The 25,397-nt window shown below is 72.5% G+C and carries 17 protein-coding genes and 1 pseudogene; 11 read left to right on the top strand and 7 right to left on the bottom strand.

Translation table 11 applies throughout. The features are described from left to right. The first annotated feature begins 463 nt into the window (after positions 1 to 463). Positions 464 to 1,003 (top strand): MarR family winged helix-turn-helix transcriptional regulator, encoded by a 540-nt coding sequence (locus RLT57_RS02620; RefSeq protein WP_311295734.1) that lies wholly within the window; start codon positions 464 to 466, stop codon positions 1,001 to 1,003. A 104-nt stretch (positions 1,004 to 1,107) separates the two neighbouring features. On the opposite strand, the pseudogene RLT57_RS02615 reads toward RLT57_RS02620, so the two are convergent. After that, positions 1,108 to 2,316: pseudogene (locus RLT57_RS02615) on the bottom strand (glycoside hydrolase family 27 protein); the annotation flags it as partial. Positions 2,317 to 2,962: 646 nt separating this feature from the next. On the opposite strand from RLT57_RS02615, the gene RLT57_RS02610 reads away from it, so the two are divergent. The 6 genes from RLT57_RS02610 (at position 2,963) to RLT57_RS02585 (ending at position 14,146) form a co-directional block, all read left to right on the top strand. Beyond that, positions 2,963 to 4,207, top strand: coding sequence for an aromatic acid exporter family protein (locus RLT57_RS02610; RefSeq protein WP_311295733.1), 1,245 nt, complete (start codon positions 2,963 to 2,965; stop codon positions 4,205 to 4,207). A 451-nt stretch (positions 4,208 to 4,658) separates the two neighbouring features. Next, positions 4,659 to 8,939 (top strand): discoidin domain-containing protein, encoded by a 4,281-nt coding sequence (locus RLT57_RS02605; RefSeq protein ID WP_311295732.1) that lies wholly within the window; start codon positions 4,659 to 4,661, stop codon positions 8,937 to 8,939. 295 nt (positions 8,940 to 9,234) lie between these two features. Beyond that, positions 9,235 to 10,674 (top strand): ricin-type beta-trefoil lectin domain protein, encoded by a 1,440-nt coding sequence (locus RLT57_RS02600; RefSeq protein ID WP_311295731.1) that lies wholly within the window; start codon positions 9,235 to 9,237, stop codon positions 10,672 to 10,674. Positions 10,675 to 10,938: 264 nt separating this feature from the next. Further along, positions 10,939 to 11,448 (top strand): mycothiol transferase, encoded by a 510-nt coding sequence (locus tag RLT57_RS02595; RefSeq protein WP_311295730.1) that lies wholly within the window; start codon positions 10,939 to 10,941, stop codon positions 11,446 to 11,448. Positions 11,449 to 11,707: 259 nt separating this feature from the next. After that, the gene (locus RLT57_RS02590; RefSeq protein WP_311295729.1) at positions 11,708 to 13,519 is read left to right on the top strand and encodes an MFS transporter; all 1,812 of its coding nucleotides are present in this window, start codon (positions 11,708 to 11,710) and stop codon (positions 13,517 to 13,519) included. A gap of 78 nt (positions 13,520 to 13,597) precedes the next feature. Then, positions 13,598 to 14,146: a MarR family winged helix-turn-helix transcriptional regulator gene (locus RLT57_RS02585; RefSeq protein WP_311295728.1), complete on the top strand. Its 549-nt coding sequence runs from the start codon at positions 13,598 to 13,600 to the stop codon at positions 14,144 to 14,146. A 9-nt stretch (positions 14,147 to 14,155) separates the two neighbouring features. Here RLT57_RS02585 and RLT57_RS02580 read toward each other — a convergent pair whose 3' ends face one another. Next, entirely contained in the window at positions 14,156 to 15,676 is a 1,521-nt protein-coding gene (locus RLT57_RS02580) for an MFS transporter (RefSeq protein WP_311295727.1), read from the bottom strand. A gap of 244 nt (positions 15,677 to 15,920) precedes the next feature. Between RLT57_RS02580 and pgm the strand changes: the two genes are divergently transcribed. Then, positions 15,921 to 17,561, top strand: coding sequence for a phosphoglucomutase (alpha-D-glucose-1,6-bisphosphate-dependent) (gene pgm, locus RLT57_RS02575; protein WP_311295726.1), 1,641 nt, complete (start codon positions 15,921 to 15,923; stop codon positions 17,559 to 17,561). A gap of 88 nt (positions 17,562 to 17,649) precedes the next feature. Here pgm and RLT57_RS02570 read toward each other — a convergent pair whose 3' ends face one another. From RLT57_RS02570 to RLT57_RS02555, 4 genes are all read right to left on the bottom strand, one after another. Continuing rightward, a complete protein-coding gene (locus RLT57_RS02570) occupies positions 17,650 to 19,416 on the bottom strand; it encodes an ABC transporter ATP-binding protein (RefSeq protein ID WP_311295725.1) in 1,767 nt (588 codons plus the stop codon). Positions 19,417 to 19,709: 293 nt separating this feature from the next. Next, positions 19,710 to 20,489, bottom strand: coding sequence for a chaplin (locus tag RLT57_RS02565; RefSeq protein ID WP_311295724.1), 780 nt, complete (start codon positions 20,487 to 20,489; stop codon positions 19,710 to 19,712). Positions 20,490 to 20,830: 341 nt separating this feature from the next. After that, positions 20,831 to 21,112: a DUF5133 domain-containing protein gene (locus RLT57_RS02560; RefSeq protein WP_311295723.1), complete on the bottom strand. Its 282-nt coding sequence runs from the start codon at positions 21,110 to 21,112 to the stop codon at positions 20,831 to 20,833. A gap of 311 nt (positions 21,113 to 21,423) precedes the next feature. Continuing rightward, entirely contained in the window at positions 21,424 to 21,597 is a 174-nt protein-coding gene (locus RLT57_RS02555; RefSeq protein ID WP_311295722.1) for a hypothetical protein, read from the bottom strand. 429 nt (positions 21,598 to 22,026) lie between these two features. Between RLT57_RS02555 and RLT57_RS02550 the strand changes: the two genes are divergently transcribed. Beyond that, entirely contained in the window at positions 22,027 to 23,334 is a 1,308-nt protein-coding gene (locus RLT57_RS02550; protein ID WP_311300544.1) for an MFS transporter, read from the top strand. Between the two features lie 13 nt (positions 23,335 to 23,347). On the opposite strand, the gene RLT57_RS02545 is transcribed toward RLT57_RS02550, so the two are convergent. Continuing rightward, positions 23,348 to 23,773, bottom strand: a complete 426-nt coding sequence (locus RLT57_RS02545; protein WP_311295721.1) for a YchJ family protein — start codon at positions 23,771 to 23,773, stop codon at positions 23,348 to 23,350. Between the two features lie 113 nt (positions 23,774 to 23,886). Between RLT57_RS02545 and RLT57_RS02540 the strand changes: the two genes are divergently transcribed. Next, on the top strand, positions 23,887 to 24,855 hold the full coding sequence (locus RLT57_RS02540) for an LLM class F420-dependent oxidoreductase (RefSeq protein ID WP_311295720.1): 969 nt from the start codon (positions 23,887 to 23,889) through the stop codon (positions 24,853 to 24,855). Between the two features lie 73 nt (positions 24,856 to 24,928). Then, positions 24,929 to 25,309: a hypothetical protein gene (locus RLT57_RS02535; protein WP_311295719.1), complete on the top strand. Its 381-nt coding sequence runs from the start codon at positions 24,929 to 24,931 to the stop codon at positions 25,307 to 25,309. Positions 25,310 to 25,397: the final 88 nt, after the last annotated feature.

Below are 25,397 nucleotides of genomic sequence, written 5' to 3'. Positions count from 1 at the left end.
GTGCGATGATTACGGCGCTGTTGCTGACACGTCAAGAAAGTGAACAGGATTCGCATCATTGATTCACCGGGTGGTGCCGGCGCTGTCGACAACCGAAGAATGCACGAACGCTTTGGGTGGGTAAGTGAGTTATGGTATTGGCTGCTGTATGCAAGAGCTTGACGCTTGTCCGAGGGGCGGACGCGAGCGGGCGGGACGGGCGGGTGCCGCGCGAAGCGGCGCGCGTCGGACCCGGGGGTGCAGACCGGCGGCGAGCATGTCCACCAGGACCTGTCCGCCCGCCGGCTGCGGCGTGGCGAACTCCTCGTAGCGCGGCGGACGGTCGAACGAGCGGATGGCGGCGGCGTGCATGGCGACCCCTTCGGCACGGCGGACCGGCCCGGACGGCTCGACCACCAGCATTGGTACGTGGCACCAACTAAATTAGTTGGTGCCACGTACCAACGGCACGTACGATCAGGGCATGCCCCAGCACCCAGCGTCCGCCGCCCACTCGGCCGCGCGGCGCCCGGACGCCACCGAAGAGGGGACGCCGCGCGTGCCGGGCGCCGGGGAGCGGGCGCCGGCGCCCGACCCGGCGCCGCCCCCCGACCTGGGGATCGTCGACAGCCTGGCCCGGCTGTCGTTCCTGGTGCAGGCCGTACTGGGCGGTGTCGCCGCGGACCACGGACTGTCGGTCGTCCAGCTCCGCCTGCTCGGCGCGCTGCGCGACCGCGAGCCCGGGATGCGGGAACTCGCCCGGCATCTGGGACTCGACAAGTCCAGCATGACCGGGCTGGTCACCCGGGCCGAGCGCCGCGGCCTGGTCCGCCGCGCCCCCGCGCCCCACGACGGACGTGTCGCACGGGTGTCGCTGACCGAGCAGGGAAGTGAACTGGCCCGCGCGGGCGCGGCGGACGCCGGCCGGCGGATCCAGGAGCTCACCGCGCACCTCGGCGAGGCGCGGCGCTCCCAGCTGTCCCGGCTGGCCAGTGCGCTGGTGGCCGGGCACACCCCGGTCTAACCTGCCGGATCCCGCTCCTCGACCGCCTCGGCCGGCGCCGCGGCGATGCTCCCGCGGTGCTCCGGCCGGCTCCCGGCGCCGAGTACCGCAAACCGTGGGAGCGCTTTCAAGGCGTCGGGGCGTCGTGGCGTCACGCGGTACATGACGGTGCCGTGGGCGGGCACGGCCGCGCCGATCGGGCCGCCCGTCGTGGTGGCGGCACCGGACCAGAGGTCCTTGAGGGTGTACGAGTCGGCGTCGCCGAGGCCGGTGTCCCGCGCGGTGGTGGCCACGGTCGCGGTGGCCGAGGTCTCGTTGGTGAGGGTCACCGCGCGGCTGCCGTCGGCGAGCGGCTTGGACATGACGACCAGTCCGCCGGCGGCGGACACGACGGTGCCCTGCCTGCCCAGCGGGTCCTGGTCGACCGCGATCACGTCGGTGTTCTTCAGGATCGCCAGCGTCGCGGCGCTCGCGCCGCGCAGGTCGCTGCCGATCAGCAGCGGTGCGGCCATCTGCGACCAGAGGCTGAAGTGGGTGCGGTACTCGGTGTCGGTCATACCGCCGTTGCCGACCTCCAGCATGTCCGGGTCGTTCCAGGCGCCGGGCCCGGCGTAGGGGGCGAGCGGCTGGTTCTGGTGGACGATGCCGATCATGCTCGACCAGGAGTCGGCGATGTCGTACGTGGTACGCCAGGAGTTGCCGACCGCCGGCGCCCAGTCCCACGGCTGGGCGGTGCCCCACTCGCAGACGCTGAAGAGGATCGGGCGGCCGGTGGCTTCCAGGGCGTCGCCCATCGCCCGGTAGCGGGCGCGGGCGTCGGTGCCGGTGTTGTTGCAGTTGTCGTACTTCAGATAGTCCACACCCCAGGACGCCCACAGGTCCGCGTCCCGCTGCTCGTGGCCGAGACCGCCGGGGAAGCCGTGGCCGTCGCAGGTCTTGGTGCCGGCGCTGGAGTACAGGCCGAACTTCAGGCCCTTGGCGTGGACGTGGTCGGCGACGGCCCTGATGCCGTGCGGGAAGCGGACCGGGTCCGGCACCAGGTCGCCCCGCGCGTCGCGGGTGGGCAGCGCCCAGCAGTCGTCGATGTTGACGTAGGTGTAGCCGGCCGCCTTGAGGCCCTGGGTGACGAAGAGGTCGGCGATGTTCTCGACCATCGACTCGTCGAACTCCGCGCGGCAGTGCGTGGAGTTCCAGTTGTTGAAGCCCATCTGCGGGGTACGGGCCAGGCCGTTGTCGAGCGCGGCGGCCGGTCGTGCGCCGGCCAGCACGGCGCCTCCGGCGAGGCCGCAGGCCGCCAGCGCGGCGGAGGCGAGCGAGGCGGTCGCGGCGGTCAGCCGGCGGCGGAGCGCCGGGCGGGCTCCGCGCCGGCGGGCGGCCCCGCCGCCGAGCCCGGCGCCGGACCCGCCGGCCGGCTCCGCGCGACCGGGCCCTGCGGCCGGCCCGGGGGAGGAACCGGGGACGGGTCCTACGGCCCCGGGCTGACGGCGGCGGTGCGGCGGCATGTGCGACTCCGATGGGTGGGCGCGGCGCGCGGCCCGAGCGGGCGGCACGGCGGCGGACGGGCGACGGCGGCGGACGGAAGCGGCAGGCGATGGGCGGCGGACGGCCGGGGTCGTACGGCCCAGACGGACGGGCGGGGACGTAACCGGTGACGTAACCGGTGACGGTGTACGGGCGTACGGGTGCGGCCGGACGGCGGGCAGCCGGGGGCGGACGGGGCGGCAAGGGGCGGACGGGAGAAAGCCCATCACACAGTCGGGCGGCGGGCACGTCGGCGCGGTGCCCGGGAGTGAATGGGGGAACCCGCCAGGACGCGCCGCGCCACCGCCTCTTCCCGTGCGCGTCGACTCTAGGCTGTGCGCAGCGTGGTGCGGGAGTGAACAGTGTGGCGCCGGCGGGTGTGGGTCGCCGCGGGCGGTGTGCCGCGGCCCGCTGTGCGCCGGAGCGGGCCGGATCGCCGAGAACGGGAAAGGGCATGAGATGCCCGACGTACCAGAACCCATGGTCAAGCTGGTCCGGTGGAGCACCGAACCGGCCGCCGTCCAAATCCTGCGGTCCACCGCGGCCGCTGTCATCGCCTACCAGGTGGCGGTCTGGCTCACCCCGCAGCCGGCCCCGCTGACCGCGCCGCTGACCGCCCTGCTGGTGGTCCAGGTGACGCTCTACTCCACCCTCACCACCGGCATCCGCCGGGTGAACTCGGTGGTGGTCGGGGTGCTGATCGCCATCGGCTTCAGTGCGCTGGTCGGCCTGAGCTGGTGGAGCCTGGGCCTGACCATCTTCACCGCGCTGCTGGTCGGCCGGGTGGTACGGGTCGGCGAGTTCGTGGTGGAGGTGGCGATCAGCGCGATGCTGGTGCTCGGCGTCGGCCAGGTGGCCCACACCGCGTGGGACCGGGTGGACGAGACGCTGATCGGCGCCGCCGTCGGGCTGCTGTTCAACCTGCTGTTCGCACCGCCGGTGTGGGTCCAGTCGGCCGGCGGCTCGATCGACTCGCTGGCCCGCCGGATGGCCCGGCTGTTCCGGGACATGGCCGGTGAGGTCGGCGGGCACCTGACGGTGGCGGAGGCGGCGGACCGGCTGCACGAGGCGCGCCGGGTGGACCACGCCATCGTCGAGGTCGACGCCTCGCTGCGGCAGGCCGAGGACAGCCTGCGCTGGAACCCGCGGGTCCGCGAGGGCCTGCTCTCCCGGATCGTGCTGCGCACCGGACTCGACACCCTGGAGATCTGCGCGGTGGTGATGCGGGTGCTCTCCCGTACGCTCACCGACCTCGCCAAGCACCGGACCGAGGAGGAGCTCTTCCCGGACGAGGTGGCGGCGGAGCTGGAGAACCTGCTCGGCCATGTGGCCGACGCGATCCAGAGCTTCGCCGAGCTGATCACCACTCAGGTGGCGGCCAACGCCGAGGAGGCGGAGAAGCGGCTGGCCAGCGCGCTGACCGAGAGCGCGGCCAGCCGGAACCGCACCGCCGACCTGCTGCTGGCCGGTGTCCAGCGGCACCCCCGGCAGTGGCAGCTGCACGGGGCGCTGCTGGCCGAGGTGGACCGGATCCTGGACGAGCTGACGGTGGAGAAGCGGTCCGAGCGCCTGGTGGAGGAGCTGGACCGCTACGGCGGCGAGATGAACGACCGCCACCCCCGGCTCCAGATGCTCAGGCGCCGGCTGACCGGCAGCCGGGTCTACCGGCGTGCCGCGCCCCCGGTCCGGGACGCCTTCCGGTAGACCCGCGCCCGCCCCCGCCCCCGCCGGGCCGCCACCCGGTGCTCCGCCCGCACCACCGGCTCAGGTGATCCGGCGCCGGCCCAGCGCCGGCCCGGCCACGCACCCGGCCACGCACCCGGCCCCGGCACCCGGCCCCGGCACCCGGTACCGGCACCCGGCACCCGGCACCCCGTGCCGGGCCGCCGCCCGTTTTCCGCCACTGCGCGCAGAACGCGCCGGTCGAGCCGCCCGACGCCGCGACTTCCCTTGCCGGGACATGAATCGTTGCCTTCCGAGGCGTAGACGGCGCCGTAGCCCGTCTGTAACACTCTGCCAACACGCGCGCAAATTATGAGCAGAACAGCGATGGATCCGTATGGGAAGAGCGCAACTTCATCTGCTCAACCCGCACGTTCCAGATTGTCGAGCAGTTCGTCTCCTGATCATCCGGACCACGACATAGAGGGACGCTATGAGATTGAAGCGCTCCGCACCGAAGCTGACCGCGGGGGTGATCGCGGCCAGTCTGCTGTTCCTCGGCGTTCAGGCCGTGCCCGCGATAGCCGCGGGGGGATCGGACCTGGCAACCGACAAGGCGGTTTCGGCCAGTAGCACGGACGGCGGCAACACCGCCGCCCACCTCAACGACGGCAACCAGAGCTCCTACTGGCAGAGCTCGGGCAGCAGCCTCCCGCAGTGGGCCCAGGTGGACCTGGGCAAGACCACCCGCATCGACCAGGTGCAGCTCAAGGTGCCGGCCGCGTGGAGTGCCCGTTCCGAGACCCTCTCGCTCCAGGCGAGCGCGGACGGAACGAGCTTCGAAACCCTGACCAGTTCGGCGACGTACTTCTTCAAGCCGGCGTCGGGCAACACGGTCAAGATCTCCTTCCCGGCGACCCAGGCCCGGTTCGTACGGGCCAACGTGACGGCCAACTCCGCCGCGAAGGCCGCCCAGCTGTCCGAGCTGACCGTCCAGGCCGCCGCCGCCTCGACCGTCAACCTCGCCGCGAACCGCCCGACCCTGGACTCCGGCCACGCCGACGTCTACACCTCGGGCAACACGGTCGACGGCAACGCCAACACCTACTGGGAGAGCACCAACAACGCCTTCCCGCAGACCCTCCGGGTGGACCTCGGCAGCGCCGTGCCGGTCAACCAGGTGGTGCTGAAGCTGCCGCCGGCCACCGCGTGGGCGACCCGCACGCAGACCCTTTCCGTCCAGGGCAGCACCGACGGGAACAACTTCACCACCATCGTCGCGTCGGCGGGCTACGTCTTCGACCCGTCCTCCGCGAACACCGTGACCATCCCCTTCAACACCGTCACGACCCGCTACGTGCGGCTCAACATCACCGGGAACACGGGCTGGCCGGCCGGCCAGATCTCCGAGTTCGAGGTGTACGGGCCGACCACCGGTGACGTCACCGCGCCGAGCGCGCCGGCCAACCTGGCCTACACGCAGCCGGCTTCCGGCCAGATCAAGCTGACCTGGAGCGCGGCGACCGACGACACGGCCGTCACCGGCTACGACATCTACGCCAACGGCACCCTGCGCACCTCGGTCGCCGGCAACGTGCTGACGTACACCGACAGCCAGCCGGACACCGCGACGGTCACCTACACCGTCAAGGCGAAGGACGCGGCAGGCAACCAGTCGGCGGCCAGCAACAGCGTGACCCGCACCGGTGCCTCCGGTGACACGCAGGCGCCGACCGCGCCGACCGGTCTGGCCTACACCCTGCCGGCCTCCGGTCAGATCAAGCTGACCTGGAACGCGGCGAGCGACAACACGGCGGTCACCGGCTACGAGGTGTTCGCCAACGGCGCGCTGCGCACCACCGTCGCCGGCAACGTGCTGACGTACACCGACAGCCAGCCGGACACCGCGACCGTCTCCTACTTCGTCCGGGCCAAGGACGCGGCGGGCAACGAGTCGGGCAACAGCAACACGGTGACCCGCAACGGCAGCACGCCGCCCACCGGGGGCACCAACCAGGCGGTCGGCAAGCCGATCACCGCCTCCTCCACGGTGCTGCAGTTCGTCGCGGCCAACGCCGACGACGACGACGTGACCACCTACTGGGAGGGCACCGGCACCAGCACGCTGACCGTCCAGCTGGGTGCCAACGTGGACACCAGCTCCATCGTGGTCAAGCTCAACCCGAGCAGCGCCTGGGGCCCCCGTACCCAGACCATCGCGGTCGACGGCCGGGAGCAGAGCGCCGGCACCTTCACCCAGCTGTCGCCGGCCACCCAGTACAGCTTCGACCCGGCCACCGGCAACTCGGTCACCATCCCGGTCTCCGGCCGGGTCGCCGACGTGCGGCTGACGTTCAGCAACAACTCCGGTGCGGGCGGCGGCCAGGCGGCCGAGGTCCAGGTCATCGGTGTGCCCGGACCCAACCCGGACCTGACGGTCAGCGCGCTGACGGCGTCCCCCGCGTCGCCGGTCGAGACCGACCCGATCACGCTCAACGCGACGGTGAAGAACATCGGCACCAACGCGGCGGCGGCCACCAGCGTCAACTTCTACCTCGGCACCGTCAAGGTGGGCAGCGCCAACGTCGCGGCCCTCGCCGCCGGCGCCACCGCGACCGCCTCGCTGAACATCGGCGCCAAGGACGCGGCGACGTACCAGCTGACGGCCAAGGTCGACGAGGCCAACGCGGTCGTCGAGCAGAACGAGACCAACAACAGCTACACCAACCCCACCGGCCTGGTGGTCCGTCCGGTCGACACCTCCGACCTGGTGCCGGTGACGGCCTGGTCGCCGGGCAACCCGTCGGCGGGCAACACCGTCACCTTCACGGTGGCGGTCAAGAACCAGGGCACCGTCGCCTCGGCGGCCGGCGCCCACGGCATCACGCTGTCGGTGCTCGACGCCACAAGCGGCAGCGTCGTCAAGACGCTGACCGGCACCTACACCGGAACCCTCGCGCCCGGAGCCACCAGCGCCCCGGTCGGCCTGGGCAGCTGGACCGCGGTGAACGGCAAGTACACCGTCCGCACGGTCGTCGCGGTCGACACCAACGAGGTGTCCACCAAGCAGGCCAACAACACGGGCAACCAGTCCTTCTTCGTGGGCCGTGGGGCGAACTTCCCCTACGACACCTACGAGGCCGAGGACGGCGTGCTCGGCGGCGGAGCGACCGTGCTCGGCCCGAACCGCACCATCGGCGACCCCGCCGGTGAGGCGTCCGGCCGCAAGGCCGTGCACCTGGCGGCCAACGGCGCGTCCGTGTCCTTCACCACCCGCGCCAGCACCAACACGCTGGTCACCCGCTTCAACATCCCGGACGGCACCGACTCGACGCTGAACGTATACGTCGACGGTACGTTCCTGAAGGCGATCAGCCTCACCCCGAAGTACGAGTGGCTGTACGGCGACGAGACCAGCCCGGGAAACTCGGCCGGATCCGGCGCCCCCCGCCACATCTACGACGAGGCCAACGTGCTGCTCGGCACCACCGTCCCGGCCGGCCACACCATCAAGCTGGAGAAGGACGCGGCCAACACCGCGGCCTACTACAACATCGACTACGTCAACCTGGAGCAGGCGACCGCGATCGCCAACCCGGACCCGACCAAGTACGTGGTCCCGGCCGGGTTCACCCAGCAGGACGTGCAGAACGCGCTGGACACCGCGCGGCAGGACACCACCAAGCTCGGGGTCTACCTGCCCGCCGGTGACTACCAGACGGCCAACAAGTTCACCGTTTACGGGCGGGCGCTCAAGGTGGTCGGCGCCGGTCCCTGGTTCACCCGGTTCTACACCCCGCAGACCCAGGAGAACACCGACGGCGGCTTCTCGCTGCAGTCCGGCTCCGGCGGCTCCTCCTTCACCGGATTCGGCTTCTTCGGTAACTACACCAGCCGTATCGACGGTCCCGGCAAGGTGTTCGACATCACCGGCATCGGGAACCTCACGATCGACAACCTGTGGGTCGAGCACACCATCTGCGGAGTCTGGGGCACCAACGTCGACAACTCGACGTTCACCAACCTCCGCATCCGCGACACCTTCGCCGACGGCCTGAACCTGACCAACGGCAGCAGCGGCAACCTGATCAGCAACGACGAGGCCAAGACCACCGGTGACGACAGCTTCGCGCTGTTCCCCGCCACGGACCACACCTCGGAGCAGGAAGTCAACAACACCTTCCAGAACCTGTCGGTGCAGACCACGTGGCGTGCCGCGGGTCTGGCGGTGTACGGCGGCGGAGGCAACACCTTCAGCAACCTGTACATCGCGGACACGCTGACGTACTCGGGCATCACCATCGGCTCGCTGGCGTTCGGCGGCATCCCGGCGAACGGCTTTGACGCCACCCCGCAGACCACGTTCAACAACATCTCGCTGGTCCGCGACGGCGGTCACTTCTGGGGCGGCCAGACGTTCCCCGGCCTGTGGGTCTACTCCGCGGAGTTCAAGCTCCAGGGCCTGCGGATCAGCAACGTCGACATCAGCGACCCGACCTACTCCGGGATCATGTTCCAGACCAAGTGGAACGGCGGCAGTTCGCTCAACCCGATCCAGGACACGGTCTTCACCAACATCAACATCAGCGGCGCCCACAAGAGCGGTGACGCCTACGACGCCAAGTCCGGCTTCGGTGTCTGGGCCAACCCGCAGCCCGAGGCGGGCCAGGGGCCGGCCGTCGGTGCCGTGACCTTCAACGGACTGCACGAGAGCGACAACGCGGTGGACATCCAGAACACCACACCCAACTTCACCATCAGCGTCAACAACTGAGGCGCGATCGCCGGCACATGACCGCGCGGAAGTGAACACAGAAATGCGCAGTGCCTGAGGTGCGCCCGCGTTCGATTGCTGAACGCGGGCGCACCCCGTGCGTTACAGGGGAAACAACAGAACATCACAGAACAACGCGGCGGCGGGTGCGTTCAGTTGCCGAACGCGGGGTCTTGACTCGGTATTGGTCTAGTCCTACCGTCGCCTCGGGCGACCTCAGTCACGTCGTCGTCCCCCGTTCATTCATCTGAATGCGACGGGCAAGGCTGCCCGCAACCGGAAGGCCCCTCCCCCCATGAGAAAACCGCGTCTCCGGCTCAAGGCGCTCGGCGCCCTCATTGCCGCCCCGACGCTGGCCGCCGGCGTCCTGCTGGCCGCCGGCGGCAACGCGCACGCCGCCGCCAACCCCGGCCCCGGCTTCCCGGCCCACTACTCGGCGCCCTACGCCGAGGTGTGGAACTCCCCGTCGGCGCTGGCCACGGTCAAGAACGCCACCGGGCTGAAGTACTTCACCCTCGCCTTCGTCATCGACGGCGGCGGCTGCAACGCCACCTTCAACGGTGACACCTCGATCACCGACTCCGGCTGGACGTCGGCGATCAACAGCCTGCGGTCCGGCGGCGGCGACGTCATCGCCTCGTTCGGCGGCGCCTCCGGCACGGAGATCGGCATCTCCTGTACGTCCGTCTCGGCGCTGGAGACCCAGTACAAGCGGGTCATCGACGGGCTGAACCTGACCCGGCTGGACTTCGACATCGAGGGCAGCGCGCTCAACAACACCACCGCCAACGACCGCCGCAACCAGGCGCTGGCCGACCTGCAGCAGCAGTACGCGGCGGCCGGCAAGCGGCTCGACGTCGACTACACCCTGCCGGTCGACCCGAGCGGCCTGGAGTCCAACTCGCTCAGCCTCCTGAACAACGCCAAGAGCCACGGGCTGAACGTGAACCTCGTCAACATCATGACGATGGACTACGGCTCGGCGATGGACATGGGCAACGCCGCCATCAGCGCCGCCCAGGGCCTGCACACCCAGCTCGGCCAGATCTGGAACACCAAGACCTCGGCGCAGCTGTGGGCGATGGAGGGCAACACGCCGATGATCGGCGTGAACGACACCTCCAGCGAGGTGTTCTCCACCTCCGACGCCACGGACCTGACGAACTTCGCCAAGACCAACGGCATCCAGGAGCTCTCCTTCTGGTCGCTCGGCCGGGACAAGGCCTGCGCCAGCAACGGCGGTTCGGCGCAGGACTCGTGCAGCGGCACCTCGCAGTCGCAGTACCAGTTCTCCAGCATCACCAACGGCATCACCGGCGGCACCACCACCCCGCCGCCCGCGCCGAGCGGCGCCACCGGCCCGATCCACTCCGGTTACGCCGACAAGTGCGTGGACGTCGCCGCGGCGGGCACCGCCAACGGCACGGCCATCCAGCTGTACGACTGCAACGGCACCACCGCGCAGAACTGGACGGTGGTCTCCGACGGTTCGCTGCAGGCGCTCGGCAAGTGCCTGGACGTGACCGCGGCGGGCACCGCCAACGGCACCACGATCCAGCTGTACGACTGCAACGGGACCGGTGCCCAGAAGTGGCACAAGTCCGGCAGCACGCTGATCAACGACGCCTCCGGCCGTTGCCTGGACGCGACCGGGCCCAGCTCGGCCAACGGCACCCGGCTGCAGATCTGGGACTGCTTCGGCAGCACCAACCAGCAGTGGACGCTGCCGTCCTGACGGTCGGCTGACACCGGAGGCCGGCGGCGGCCGGACCTACGAACCGGTCCCGGGCCGGGAGTTCGCACCCGCCCGGGACCGGTGCTTTCCGGGGTGTCCGGCGCCCGCGCCGAGCGCGAGCAGCCGGCGTCGGCTGAGCTCGGCCGGGTGTGCGGGGGAAGCGGTGGAGGGGGTGGTGGACCGGGGAGAATGCCGGCATCAGGCCGCCCGCCGGACCGCACCGGCCCGGACGCGGCGGCACCGCAACGCCTGCCAAGGAGCTCCATGAACAGCGCGGAACTTCTCACCGACGCCTTCGGCCGGATCCGGGAGGAGGTGCACGGCGCCGTCGAGGGGCTGACCGCCGGTGAACTCGCCGAGCGCGTCGACCCCGACGCCAACTCGATCGGCTGGCTGGTCTGGCACCTCACCCGGATCCAGGACGACCACGTCGCCGAGGTGGCCGGCCACGACCAGGTGTGGACCTCGCAGGGCTGGTCCGACCGCTTCGCCCTGCCCTTCCCCGCCGCGTCCACCGGATTCGGCCACGGGTCGGACGACGTCGCCGCGGTCCGGGTCGGGCCGGACCTGCTCACCGGCTACTACGACGCCGTCCACGACCGCACCCTCGGCTATGTGGCCGAGCTGGCCGAAGCGGACCTGGACCGGATCGTCGACAAGCGCTGGAACCCGCCGGTGACCCTCGGTGTCCGCCTGATCAGCGTGATCGGCGACGACCTCCAGCACGTCGGCCAGGCCGCCTTCGTCCGCGGCCTGCTGCTGCGCCGCCGCTGACCTGGCGGCACCGGCCCGGCGGCACCGGCCCGGCGGAGGCGGCCCGGCGGAGGCGGCCCGGCGGAGGCGCGCCGCCGCTGAGCCGGTGGCGCCGGCGCGGCGGACTCCCCACGGCACCCCTGGAGCGAGATGAAGGGCGCGCGGCCCCGGCCGCGCGCCCTTCGTGCCTCCGTGCCCGGACTGCGGCGGGCGGATCCGCGATGTTAGAGTTACTTAACCTAAGTTAAGTAACTCTCCTCCTGGTGGTGTGACCCGTCCCATGGCGACCGACGACGCGACACGAATACCGCGGCGGACACCGCGTATCGACGCGGACCATCCGCACTACAAGTGGGTGGCACTGTCCAACACGACACTGGGCATGCTGATCGCCACGATCAACTCCTCCATCGTGCTGATCTCGCTGCCCGCGATCTTCACCGGCATCCGGCTCGACCCGCTGCAGCCCGGCAACGTCAGCTACCTGCTGTGGATGCTGATGGGCTACATGCTCGTCACCGCCGTCCTGGTGGTCACCCTCGGCCGCCTCGGCGACATCCTCGGCCGGGTCAAGATCTACAACTCCGGCTTCCTGATCTTCACGATCACCTCGGTGATCCTGTCCGTCGACCCGATGCACGGCGGCGGCGGCGCGCTGTGGCTGATCGGCTGGCGCGTCGCCCAGGCCGTCGGCGGCTCCATGCTGATGGCCAACTCGGCGGCGATCATCACCGACGCGTTCCCGGCCCGCCAGCGCGGCATGGCCCTGGGCGTCAACATGGTGGCCGGCATCGCCGGCTCCTTCATCGGCCTGGTCCTCGGCGGCCTGCTCGCCGAGTGGAACTGGCGCTCCATCTTCTGGGTCCACGTGCCCATCGGCCTGATCGGCACCGTCTGGGCCTACCGCTCGCTGCACGACACCGGCGTCCGCCGGCCGGCCAGGATGGACTGGTGGGGCAACATCACCTTCGCCGTCGGCCTCACCGCGCTGCTGGCCGGCATCACCTACGGCATCCAGCCCTACGGCGGCCACACCATGGGGTGGACCAACCCCTGGGTGCTGGCCGGGCTGATCGGCGGCGCCGCCACGCTCGTTGTGTTCTGTGTGGTCGAGTCCAAGGTCGCCGAGCCGATGTTCCCGCTCCAGCTGTTCCGCAGCAGGACCTTCGCCGGCGGCAACGCGGCCACCCTGCTGGGCTCGATCGCCCGCGGCGGCCTGCAGTTCATGCTGATCATCTGGCTCCAGGGCATCTGGCTGCCGCTGCACGGCTACAACTACGACGACACCCCGCTGTGGGCGGGCATCTACCTGCTGCCGCTGACCATCGGCTTCCTCGCCGCCGGCCCGATCGCCGGCTACCTCTCCGACCGGTACGGGGCCCGGCTGTTCGCCGCCGCCGGCTTCGTGGTGATGGCCGCGTCCTTCGGCGGCCTGCTGCTGCTGCCCACCGACTTCAACTACTGGGTCTTCGCGGTGGTGATCTGCCTCAACGGCCTCGGCGGCGGCCTGTTCGCCGCGCCCAACACCTCGATCATCATGGCGAGCGTGCCGGCCGAGGCCCGGGGCGCCGCCTCCGGCATGCGGGCCACCTTCCAGAACGCCGGCATGGTGCTCTCCATCGGCGTGTTCTTCTCGCTGATGGTGGCCGGCCTGGCCCGCTCACTGCCCAACACGCTCAGCACCGGCCTCATGGCGCAGGGCGTACCCGCGGCCAACGCCCACCAGGTCGCCACGCTGCCACCGGTCGGTACCCTGTTCGCGGCGTTCCTGGGCTACAACCCGATCCAGCAGCTGCTCGGCCCCGACCTGCTCGACAAGCTGCCGACCGCCGACGCGCACACCCTCACCGGCCGGGAGTTCTTCCCGCACCTGATCTCCGGGCCCTTCCACGACGGCCTTGTGGTGGTGTTCGGCCTGGCGATCGTGATGTCCTTGGTCGCGGCAGGCGCGTCCTTGATCCGCAGCCGCCCCGACCGCGGGACGACGACGGGTACGGGTACGGCCACCGGTCCGGCGGCGGCCGGCATCCCGGTCACCGGCACCGCCGGCGCGGCGACCACGCCGGCCGGCAGCACCGCCGCCGAGAACTGACCGCGGCACGCGGCGCAGCACAGCACGGCGCAGCACGGCACAGCACAGCACAGCACAGCACCAGGGAGGCGCCCCGTCATGACCGCCGAGGCCGACGGCCACGGGACGCCTTCCGCCGCGCCGCCACCGCCCCCCGCCGACCCCGCCGCCGGCTCCCTCCCCGCCGACGGCCCGGCCCCCTCGTCGCGCGACGTGGCCCGGCTGCGGCTGCTCATCGCCCGGCTGTACCGGCAGATGGCCCAGGCGTCCGGCGGCGACCTCAACCTCACCTTCGCCCAGCTCTCCGCGCTCGCCAGGATCGAGGAGCACGGCCCGCTGCGGCTCGGCGAGCTGGCCGCGTACGAGCAGGTCGCGGCGCCCTCGCTGACCCGAACCGTCCACCCGCTGGCCGCCGCCGGGCTGATCCGCAAGGACCCCGACCCCTCCGACGGCCGTTCCTGGCTGGTCAGCATCGCCCCGGCCGGCACCGACCTGCTGGTACGGATCCGCCGTGAGCGCTCCGAACTGCTCAGCCGCCGGATGTCCCGGCTCACCCCCGACCAGAGCCGCACCCTGCGGGCCGCGCTGCCGGTACTGGAGCAGCTGCTCACCGAGCCCGGCCCGCGGGAGGGGGAGCCGGCCCCCTGAGGCGCCCGCTCAGCGCGCCGGCCGCCGCGTCCCCGGCTCCAGCGGCGGCGCGGAGAACCCGCAGTGGGTCCGGCACTCCGGCCTGGCCCGCGGCGCCGCCTCGTCGCCGACGCCCGGCAGCGCCCCCGACGGCACCAGCAGCGCCGCCAGCAGCGAGGCGAGCCCGCACAGCCCGGCGCAGATCCACATCGCCTTGCTGAAGGCGGTGTCCACCGCGTGCGGCGACCGGTACGCCTGGTCCGACAGCCCGATCGCCAACGGGAGCGCGGCCACCGCCAGCAGCTGCGCGACCCGGGCGGCGGCGTTGTTGACGCCGCTGGCGACCCCGGAGTGGTCCACCTCCACCGAAGCCAGCACGGTCGCGGTCAGCGGCGCCACGAACATGCTCATCCCCAGGCCCTGCACCACCACCGCGGGCAGCACGTCCGCGACGTAGGACGACGAGCCCGGCGAGACCCGGGTGAGCAGCAGCAGCCCGGCCCCGGTCAGCAGCGGGCCCGCCGTCAGCAGCGGTCGCGGCCCGATCCGCTGCGCCAGCGCGCCGGCCGGCGCCGACAGCAGCAGCATCAGCACCGTCACCGGCAAGGTGGCGATCCCGGCCCGCAGCGCGCTGTAGCCGGCCGCGATCTGCAACTGCACCGGCAGCACGAAGAACACCCCGCCGATCGCCGCGTACAGACACAGCGTCACCAGGTTCATCGAGGTGAACAGCCGGGAGGCGAACACCGACAGCGGCAGCATCGGGCGCGCCCGCCGGCCCTCCACCCGTACGAACACCACCCCGCAGACCACTCCCGCGAGCGCCGGCGCGACCACCGTGAGCAGCGAGACGTGCCCGGAGGCGGCGATCAGCGCGTAGGTGATCCCGGCCAGGCACAGCGCGGCCAGCGCCGCGCCGGCCACGTCGAAGGAGCCGGCGGCGTTGCGGTCCCGGCTCTCCGGCACATGCCGCACCGCGACGGCCACCACGACCGCGGCGATCGGCACGTTGATCAGGAAGATCCACCGCCAGCCGGGCCCGTCCACCAGATAGCCGCCCAGGAAGGGGCCCACCGCGCCCGCCACCCCGCCGAGTCCCGACCAGGCGCCCACCGCCTTGGCCCGGTCCTCCTGCCGGAACGACGACTGCACCAGCGCCAGCGACCCCGGTGTCAGCAGCGCGCCGCCCACGCCCTGCAGCGCCCGCGCGGCGATCAGCGTCGCGCTGTCCTGCGCGATCCCGCACAGCGCGGACGCCAGCGCGAACCAGACCACCCCGGTGACGAACACCCGCCGCCGTCCGTAGCGGTCGCCGAGGCCGCCGCCGAGCAGGATCAGCCCGGCCAGCGTCAGCAGATAGCCGTTGACGGTCCACTGCAGGTCCGCCAGCGACGCGCCCAGGTCCTCGCCCAGCCGGGGGAGCGCGATGTTGACGACGGTGCCGTCCAGCATCGCCATGCCGGAGCCCAGCACCGAACAGGCCAGCACCCACCGGCCCGCCGGCGACGCCAGCCGCACGCCCGCGGCGGCGGGCGGTTCAGCCGTGGTCATCGCCTCCGCCTCTCCCGAACGACGGGCCGGACGTCCGCCGCCGTCGAAGCGTGACCACCCTAACGTCGCCACACCCCCGCACCCCCCACCGCGAAAGGCGCCGACGCGTGAAAATGGGGAACGCACAAGACGAACCGACCGCACGGCGCGGATCCGGCGGCCCCGCAGCCGGACAGCCACGCGCGCACACGTACCGACCACAGTCGCACCACAGACCCGCACACGCAGACACAAGGAGACGCGGATGCCGCACGAGCGTGCCGGAACACCGGCCCGGCCGGACGACCTGGTGGACGTCGCCCGACTGGTCACCGCCTACTACGCTCTGCACCCCGACCCGGGCGAGCCCGCCCAGAAGGTGGCCTTCGGCACCTCGGGGCACCGGGGCTCGGCGCTGGCCACCGCCTTCAACGAGGACCACATCGCCGCCACCAGCCAGGCGATCTGCGAGTACCGGGCCGGGCAGCACACCACCGGGCCGCTCTTCCTCGGCGCCGACACGCACGCGCTGTCCGAACCCGCCCGGGTCACCGCCCTGGAGGTCTTCGCCGCCAACGGCGTCACCGTGCTGATCGACCAGGCCGACGGCTGGACCCCGACCCCGGCCGTCTCGCACGCCATCCTCACCCACAACCGGGGCCGCGGCGCGGACCTCGCCGACGGCGTGGTCGTCACCCCCTCGCACAACCCGCCCGCCGACGGCGGCTTCAAGTACAACCCGCCGACCGGCGGCCCGGCCGGCTCCGACGCCACCGGCTGGATCCAGGACCGCGCCAACGCGCTGATCGCCGACGGCCTGAAGGGCGTCCACCGGATCCCGTACCGCAGGGCACTGGCCGCCGACACCACCGGCCGCTACGACTTCCTCGGCAGCTACGTGGACGACCTGCCGTCGGTGCTCGACCTGGCGGCGGTGCGCGCGAGCGGCCTCACCATCGGCGCCGACCCGCTCGGCGGCGCCTCGGTGGGCTACTGGGGCCGGATCGCCGAGGCACACGGGCTGGACCTGACGGTGGTCAACCCCTACGCCGATCCCACCTGGCGCTTCATGACGCTGGACTGGGACGGCAGGATCCGGATGGACTGCTCGTCGCCGTACGCGATGGCGTCGCTGATCGCCCGCAAGGACGAGTACGGCATCGCGACCGGCAACGACGCGGACGCCGACCGGCACGGCATCGTCACCCCCGACGGCGGCCTGATGAACCCCAACCACTACCTCGCGGTGGCCATCTCCTACCTGGTCGGGCACCGCGAGCAGTGGGGCCGGGACCTGGCCGTCGGCAAGACCCTGGTGTCGTCCTCGATGATCGACAAGGTGGTCGCCGGGCTCGGCCGCACCCTCACCGAGGTGCCGGTCGGCTTCAAGTGGTTCGTCGACGGGCTGCTCGGCGGCACCCTGGCCTTCGGCGGCGAGGAGTCGGCCGGCGCGTCCTTCCTGCGGCGCGACGGCGGCGTGTGGACCACCGACAAGGACGGCATCCTGCTGGCGCTGCTCGCGGCCGAGATCACCGCGGTCACCGGCCGCACCCCCTCCGAGCACTACGCCGGCCTCACCGCCGAGTTCGGCGCGCCCGCGTACGCCCGGATCGACGCGCCGGCCGACCGCGAGCAGAAGGCGGTCCTGGCGAAGCTGTCGCCCGGTCAGGTGCCCGCCGAGGAGCTGGCGGGGGAGCGGGTCACCGCGGTGCTGACCGAGGCGCCCGGCAACGGCGCCGCGCTCGGCGGCATCAAGGTCTGCACCGACAACGCCTGGTTCGCCGCCCGCCCGTCGGGCACCGAGGACGTCTACAAGGTCTACGCCGAGTCCTTCCTCGGCGCGGACCACCTGGCGAAGGTCCAGCAGGAGGCGCAGTCGATCGTCTCCGAGGCGCTGAAGGGCTGACCGCGGGCCTCCCGCGCGGCCGTGTACCCCGCGGCGCCGCCCGGCCGGCCGACGACCGGCCGGGCGGCGCCGCGGGGCAGGCCGCCCGTCAGGCCAGTTGCGCGGCCTGCAGACCCGCGTACGCGCCGCCGCTGCGCAGCAGCTCCGCGTGCGAGCCGATCTCCTCGATCCGGCCCTCGTTCAGGACCACGATCCGGTCCGCGTTCCGTATCGTGGACAACCGGTGCGCGACGACGAAGACGGTACGGCCGCGGACCAGCCGGGTCAGCGCCTGCTGGACCAGCGCCTCGGAGCGGGAGTCCAGCGCCGAGGTCGCCTCGTCCAGGACCAGCACCCGCGGATCGCGGATCAGCGCCCTGGCGATGGCCAGCCGCTGCTTCTGCCCGCCGGACAGCCGCGCGCCGCGCTCCCCGACCACCGTGTCCAGGCCGAGCGGCAGCCGGTCGATGAACTCCAGCGCGTTGGCGTCGCGCAGCGCGGCACGGACCGCCTCCTCAGGCACGTCCGTCATGCCGTAGGTGACGTTCTCCCGGATGCTGCCCTCGAACAGGATCGACTCCTGCGGCACGACCGACAGCCAACTGCGGTAACCGCGCAGGTCCAGGGTCTCCATGTCGACACCGTCGAGCAGTATCCGCCCCTCGGTGGGCCGCAGGAAGCCGATCACCAGGTTGAGCACCGTGGACTTGCCCGCGCCCGACCCGCCGACCAGCGCGATCGTCTCGCCGGGCCGGACGTCGAGGTCGAAGCCGACCAGGGACGGCAGTTCGCTCTCCGGGTAGGTGTGGCCGACGCCCCGGAACTCGAACCGGCCGACCACGCCGGTCACCTCGGCCTTGCAGTCGTTCTGCTCCAAGTCGGGCGCCTGGAGCACCTCGCCGATGGACCGCACCGACTCCAGGCCCTTGCCGATCTGCGGGGTCAGGGTGAGCAGCGTGGTGACCGACGCGGTGAGGCTGGAGAAGTAGGCGCTGAGCATCACCACGGTGCCCGGTGTGACGTTCAGCCAGCCGTAGTAGGCCACCAGCGCCGAGCCGGACAGGCAGGCCACACCGATGGCGTTGAGCAGGATCCAGGCGATCGAGCCGAACCAGCCGTTGAGCCGGTCCAGCCGCAGCCCGGCGTGCAGCACCTCACCCAGCGTCCGGTCCACCCGGTGCAGCGCGGTGTTCTCCAGGCCGTGCGCCCGGGTGATCGGGATCAGCGTGGTCATCTCGCTGACCCGGGACGACAGCACCTCCACCTGCTGGCGGAACGACTCGTTGTGGTCCCGCAGCCGCTGGCGCAGCTTGACCACCAGCATCGCCGAGGCCGGCACCACGACCAGGAAGACCGGCAGGAACGCCGGGGCCTGGATACCGATCACCACCAGCCCGCCGGACAGGGTGGCGATGGCGGCGAGCCCGTTGTCGGCGGTCTGCTGGGCGGCGGTCTCTATGCTCTCGACGTCCCTGATCACCTTGGCCTGCAGCACCCCGGCGCTGACCCGGGAGTGGTAGCCGATGGACAGCTGCTGCATGCGCTGGCACAGCGCGGTGCGCAGCCGGGTGCCGGTACGGCGGATCGAGCCCTGCATGCAGCGTACGTAGGCCAGGTGCAGCGGCAGGTTGAGCAGAAGGATGACCAGCAGGATCGCGGAGTTCCACCACAGGACGGATATCGGCCGGTGCTGGACCACGACGTCCACGACGTTGGCGGTGATCAGCGGCAGCAGCCACACCGGCGTGTGCTTGCCGAGGAACGCGAGCACGGCGAGCGCGACCCGGCCGCGGTCGGGATGGAAGAGGTATCGGAGGGTACGGACGGGGTGCTCGCCACGGTAGCGGTGGCTGAGCGTGCCTTCCGGCAACGCCATTGCGGGGCTCCTCGCATCACGTCTTCGCGACACAGACGGCGATCTCATCGGTACGGCGGCACACGGACGCGCCGGTCGCAGAGACACGCTGCCACGCGTCCTCGCGCCGGTACGCTCATGTGTACGCATACACCCTAGAGCCCGGATGCCCCGCGGTATCCGGCCCGGTCGGTGTCGCCGCAGGTGGGAGCGGTACGGATAACGGCTTGACCGGTTGAGCGCCGCCGCAACGGCCGCGCCGCACCACTCCGTTCACACCCGCCCGCGCCGTGCGCCGCGCTGACCCCGCGCCGTCAGCCGCGGCCGGGGCGGAACCTGCGGTAGAGCAGCGAGCCGCCGAGCAGCAGACCGGCGCCGCCCGCGGCCGTCCAGCCGACGCCGTCGGAGCCGGTGTGCGCCAGCGACTGGGCCGGGATCGGGGCCGGGGCCGGCGACCGGGGCGGTCGCGCGGTGTCGGCGGGCGGCGCCGGGATCGGCTGGTGCGGGGGCGGCGCCGGTGTGCTGGCGGCCGGCGGCGGAGTCTGCCCGTTCACCGCGGTGTTGCCGAAGACGGGGTTGCCGATGCCGACCACGTCGACGGAGTTTCCCGACAGGTTGGCCGGGAGGTGGATCGGCAGTCCCAGACCGTTCCCGGACAGGATGCCCGCCGAGCCGTCGGCGCTGCCCGCCGCCCGCGCGCCGCCGCCGGAGCTCAGGGCGCCGGCCGGGGACGAACCCGCCCTGCGCGGGCCGCCGGGGTCGACGGCGGCGGACCCGGACTGTGCGGCCGGGTGTCCGTAGCCGGCCGCCGCGGAGCCGCCGGGCCGCGCGGGCGCCGGGGTGACCGGGGACGCCGACACGTTGGCGCAGCTGTTGCCGAAGGCCGGGTTGAGCAGGCCGACCACATTGATGCTGTTCCCACAGGCGTTCACCGGGATCTCCACCGGCACCTGGACCGCGTTGCCGGACAGCACCCCGGGCGACCCCACCGTGTCACCGCCGGCCGTGGCATCCGCCTGGGCATATCCCGCCGAGGCCAGCACGCCCCCGGCGACCATGGCCGTGACGAGCCCCTTTCGGGCGACCCTGTTCATACGCTCCCTGCCTTCCGGAATTCACTCGCGGACCGTACGTCCGCAACCGGAACAACGCCTGGGAGGGCCGATCAGGACATGCCGACAGCGGAGTTCATCCCAACGGGTGACCACCCGGCCGACTGCCGCAGGGCCGCCCGAAACGGCTCCGACCGGCGCTTCCGCCGGAATCCCGCGCCCGGGGAACGGCGTTCCGCGAGACTCCGGTGAGCGTGCCGGGCGCCGCCGTCCCCGGCACCGCAGGACACCGCGCCTTCCACCGGCCGACGCTGCGGACCCGCGACAACGACCGCCCCGGGCAAACGTCCTGACGGCTCCCGCCATGTACCGGCGCCGCCCGGTCAGGCGGCCACGCCGCGCTCCAGCGCGGAATCCCCGCCGAACGCGGCGCGGTCGATGTGCGCGCGGGCGGCGGCCAGTGCCGGGCCGATCTCCCGGGTCCCGGTCGACACGCACAGGGTGTACACCGTGTCCTGCAACTGCTGCTCCACGCGCGGGTCGACGCCCCCGCCGCCTTCCTCGCCGCCGTCCGTGCCACCGATGACGGTCCGGTCGGCGAGCGCGCGCAGCGCCTCGTAGCGGTCCACCAGGGTGCGCAGCACGGTGGGGTGGGCCATCAGCATCGTCGTACTCCTCTGGTGTTCGGCGAAGTCGAGGCGCGTCTGCCCGGTCCGCTCCGATGCATGCGTGGTGCACCTGAGAACGCGGCGGGGAAAACGGCCCGCCCGGAAGCCATGCGTCCGGGCGGGCCCGCTGCGTGCGCCGCGCCGCGCCTCACTCCGCCGCCCGGCGGCTGCGCCGATCCGGGGCCGCTCCGGTCCGCCGGCACGACGGTGTGCCGGCCCGGCCGGGCGGGGTGTCCGACCGCGGATACCTGACCGCGGGGTGTCCGATCGCGGGGTGACTAATTGCGGGGTGACTAATTGCGGGGTGACTAATCGATACTGCGCAGGATGTGCGTCTCCGACGGGTCGTCCTCGTATCCGGCGAGCCGGATCGGCGCGCTGCGCGCCCAGGTGTCGAAAGGATGCTCCTCGCCGAACAGCGAGGCTCCGTCGCCGCCTCGTTCCGCGGTCTTGTCCTGGCGCTTGAGCGGATCTGCTGACACCGCACACTCCTTACGTCGCGTTGGCCGGATGCTCCCCCCGGCCTTCGGCACAGGGGACCCCCTGGCACGGCCTTGGGCGGGGCGCCGTTGCCCGGGGGCTTGTCTACTTCGGGCGGTGCGGACGCGGTGGCGCCGGTTCTGCGCCGGAAGCGTGGCCGAGGTGCGACTCGTTCCGGGACGGGCTACGGGGCCCGGTACTTCCCCTGGAGCCTGCTCGTCCCGGCCAGCCTATGCCCGGGCGCGGGCCGTCACCAGCCGGTTTACGGACGACTCACCCGCCTGGCCGCGGGCCGCGCACCCAGCGGATACGCCCCCGGACGCGGTGCGGCGTGGCGCGATTGCTACGGTTCCCCGAGCCCGACAGTGAGGTTCCCCGTGCTCGACAGTGACAAGGACCGCCGCGGGGACCCCGCGCCATCCGGCTCCCGCATACCCGATCCGGTGCCCCCGGCGCGGTCCGCGCGACGGGGGTCCCGGCTCCCGCGCGTGCTCGCCGACGTCTCCCCGCTGCGGGAGCACGCCGACTTCCGCCGGCTGTGGTTCGGCAACACCGTCTCGTACATCGGCCAGCAGATGACCGCCATGGCCGTCTCGCTCCAGGTCTACGCGATCACCGGCTCCAGCTTCTACGTCGGCCTGGTGGGGCTGTTCTCCCTCGTCCCGCTGATCGCCTTCGGGCTGTACGGCGGGGCCGTCGCGGACGTGGTGGACCGGCGCCGGCTCGGACTGGCCACCTCGACCGCGCTGACGCTGCTGTCCCTCGCGCTCGCCCTGGTGGCGGTGGCCGACCTCAGGTCGGTGGCGGTGCTGTACGCGATCGTCGCCCTCCAGGCGGTCTTCTTCGCGATGAACGCCCCGGCCCGGTCCTCGATGATCCCCCGCCTGCTGCCGCCCGAGCAGCTGCCCGCCGCCAACGCGCTGGCCTCGCTGGCCGGCGGCGTCGGGCAGATGGCCGGCCCCATGCTGGGCGGCGTCTTCGTCGGCTTCTGGGGCTACCAGGCCGCCTATCTGATCGACGCCGCGGCGTTCACCGCCTCGCTGTACGCGATGTGGCGGCTGCCGGCGATGCTGCCCGAGGCCCGGCCCGCCGCCGGTGCCGGGCCCGGGGCGCCCGCGGTACGGCGCCGGCCCTCGGTCGTCGAAGGGCTCCGCTACCTGGGCGCCCGCCCCAACCTGCGCACCACCTTCGTCTCCGACCTCGCCGCCATGGTGCTGGCCCAGCCCCGGGTGCTCTTCCCCGCGGTGGCCGGCCTGTGGTTCGGCGGCGACACCCGCACGGTCGGGCTGCTCGCCGCGGCGCCCGCCGTCGGGGCGCTGCTCGGCAGCGTCTTCTCCGGCTGGCTCGGCCGGGTCCACCACCAGGGGCTCGCGGTCCTGGTCGCCATCGGGTCCTGGGGCGCCGCCGTCGCGGTCTTCGGCCTCACCCGCGACCTCTGGCTGGGGCTGCTGTTCCTCGCGCTGGCCGGCTGCGCCGACACCGTCTCCATGGTCTTCCGCAACACCATGCTCCAGGCCGCGGCCCCCGACGACATGCGCGGGCGGCTCCAAGGCGTCTTCCTCGTCGTCGTGGTCGGCGGCCCGCGGCTCGGCGACTTCCTGGCCGGTTCGGCCGCCGACCTGTTCACGCCGACCGCCGCCGTGGTCGGCGGCGGCCTGGCCTGCGTCCTCGCGATCACCCTGATCGGCCTGTTCCAGCGCGGCTTCCCGCGCTACGACGCCCGCGACCCGGTCGCCTGAGCGCGCCTCCCGCTCAGCCCGCCCCGCCGACGTAGACCCACCGGCCGTCCTCGCGGACGAAGGCGCTGTTCTCCCGCTGCTCGGCGGTCTCGGCGCCCACCCGGCAGCGCGCCACGAACTCCACCGTGCCCTCGCGGTGGAAGGCGCTGCCGCCGGTCGTGCCCAGGATCTCCAGGCCGGTCCAGCGCACCCGCGGGTCCAGGTCCAGCGATCCCAACCGGGTTCCCGCCGACCAGGTACGCAGCAGGTACCCGGCGTCCCCCACCGCGAAGGCGCTGTACCGCGACCGCATCAGCCGCTCCGCGGTCGGCGCGGCGGCCCGCCCCGAGTGGAAGGGGCCGCAGCACTCGCCGTAGGGCGCGCCGAGCCCGCAGGGGCAGGGGGCGCCGGCACGGGAGTGCGGGGCGGGACCTGGGGTACGCGAAGACTTCCGGGGCATCCCCCGATTCTGCCGGACCCGCGTCACCCGGTCGGCCCGCACCCGGGCGGATCGGCACCCCCGTTCGCAGCAACCCCGGGTTTTGCCCGGCCCGAACCGGAAATGCGCTCACCATGGTGCGAATCGGGTACACGATGATGACCGAGCAGTCCGGACCCCGCGACCTCGTCGACCATGTGGTCGCCGCCGAACGGGCCGGCTTCGACTTCTCCGTGACCTCGGACCACTACTTCCCCTGGCTGGCCTCGCAGGGCCACGCCCCCTACGCGTGGAGTGTGCTCGGCGCCGCCGCCCAGGCCACCACCCGCATCCCGCTGATGACGTACGTGACCTGCCCGACGACCCGCTACCACCCGGCCGTGGTCGCGCAGAAGGCCGCCACCGTGCAGCTGCTGTCCGAGGGGAGGTTCCGGCTCGGCCTCGGCTCGGGTGAGAACCTCAACGAGCACGTGGTCGGCGGCGGCTGGCCGGCCGCCTCGGTCCGGCTGGAGAAGCTGGAGGAGGCCGTCGCCATCATCCGCGCGCTCTTCGGCGGCGAGGAGCTGACCCGCCGCGGCCGGCACTTCGACGTCCGCGGCGCCCGACTGTGGGACCTGCCCGACATCCCGCCGCCGATCGGGGTCGCCGTTTCCGGCGACCGGTCCTGCGCGCTGGCCGGCCGGGAGGCCGACCTGGTGATCGCGGTGCAGCCCGCGGCCGAGCTGATCGAGGCGTTCGACCGGTACGGAGGGACGGGCAAACCCCGGGTGGGCCAGCTCCCGGTCAGCTACGGCACCGACCACGGCGCCGCCGTGGCCCGCGCGCACGACCAGTTCCGCTGGTTCGGCGGCGGCTGGAAGGTCAACTCCGAACTGCCCGGCCCCGCCTCCTTCGCCGGCGCCACCGCGTCCGTCACCCCGCGGGACGTCGCCGCCTCCATCCCCTGCGGCGACGACGTGGACGCCTTCGTCGAGGCGGTACGGCCGTACGCCGCCGCCGGGTTCGACGAGATCGCCCTCATCCAGGTCGGCGGCGACCAGCAGGAGCCGTTCATCCGGTGGGCGGAGACGACGCTGCTGCCCGCCCTGCGGGACGCCCTGTGACCGCTCCCGCCCCCTCGCCCCCCACCCGTCCCACCCCCGGCCCCTCCCCTTGTGCCTTCCGGAAGGAACCATCGTGACCACCGCGCAGGACCAGACAGCAGACCCCGCCGCCCAGGTGGCGGTCACCCTCGACAGCTGCGCCAAGGAGGACGCGCAGACCGTCCTCACCGCGCTGAGCGCCAGCTTCCCGTCCGACCGGGCCCTGGACCACGAGCCCGCGGACGACAAGAGCGGCCTGCCCACCGTGTGGACCGCGACCTACGACGTCTCCCGGACCATCGGCCTGCCCGGACCGGCCCGGCTGTCCGAGCCGGTCACCGTCACCGCCCAGGGCGGCTACCGGGCGGTGGACCGACTGCGGGAGAGCCTGGCCGAGGCGTTCGCGGTACAGGTCGTCGGCACGGCGGCGGGCGACCAGGAACAGGAGGCGCGGCTCCGGCTCGACAACCGGTGAGCGCGGCCCGGCAACCGTCGAGCGCCCCCCGCGCGGCCCGGCGGCCGGGCGGGCGGTGAGCCGCCGGAGCCGGTGCGTTTCGGCGGCG

It is taken from the genome of Streptomyces sp. ITFR-21 (assembly GCF_031844685.1).
Taxonomy (GTDB): domain Bacteria; phylum Actinomycetota; class Actinomycetes; order Streptomycetales; family Streptomycetaceae; genus Actinacidiphila.
This window is presented reverse-complemented; position numbering and strand designations above follow the sequence as displayed.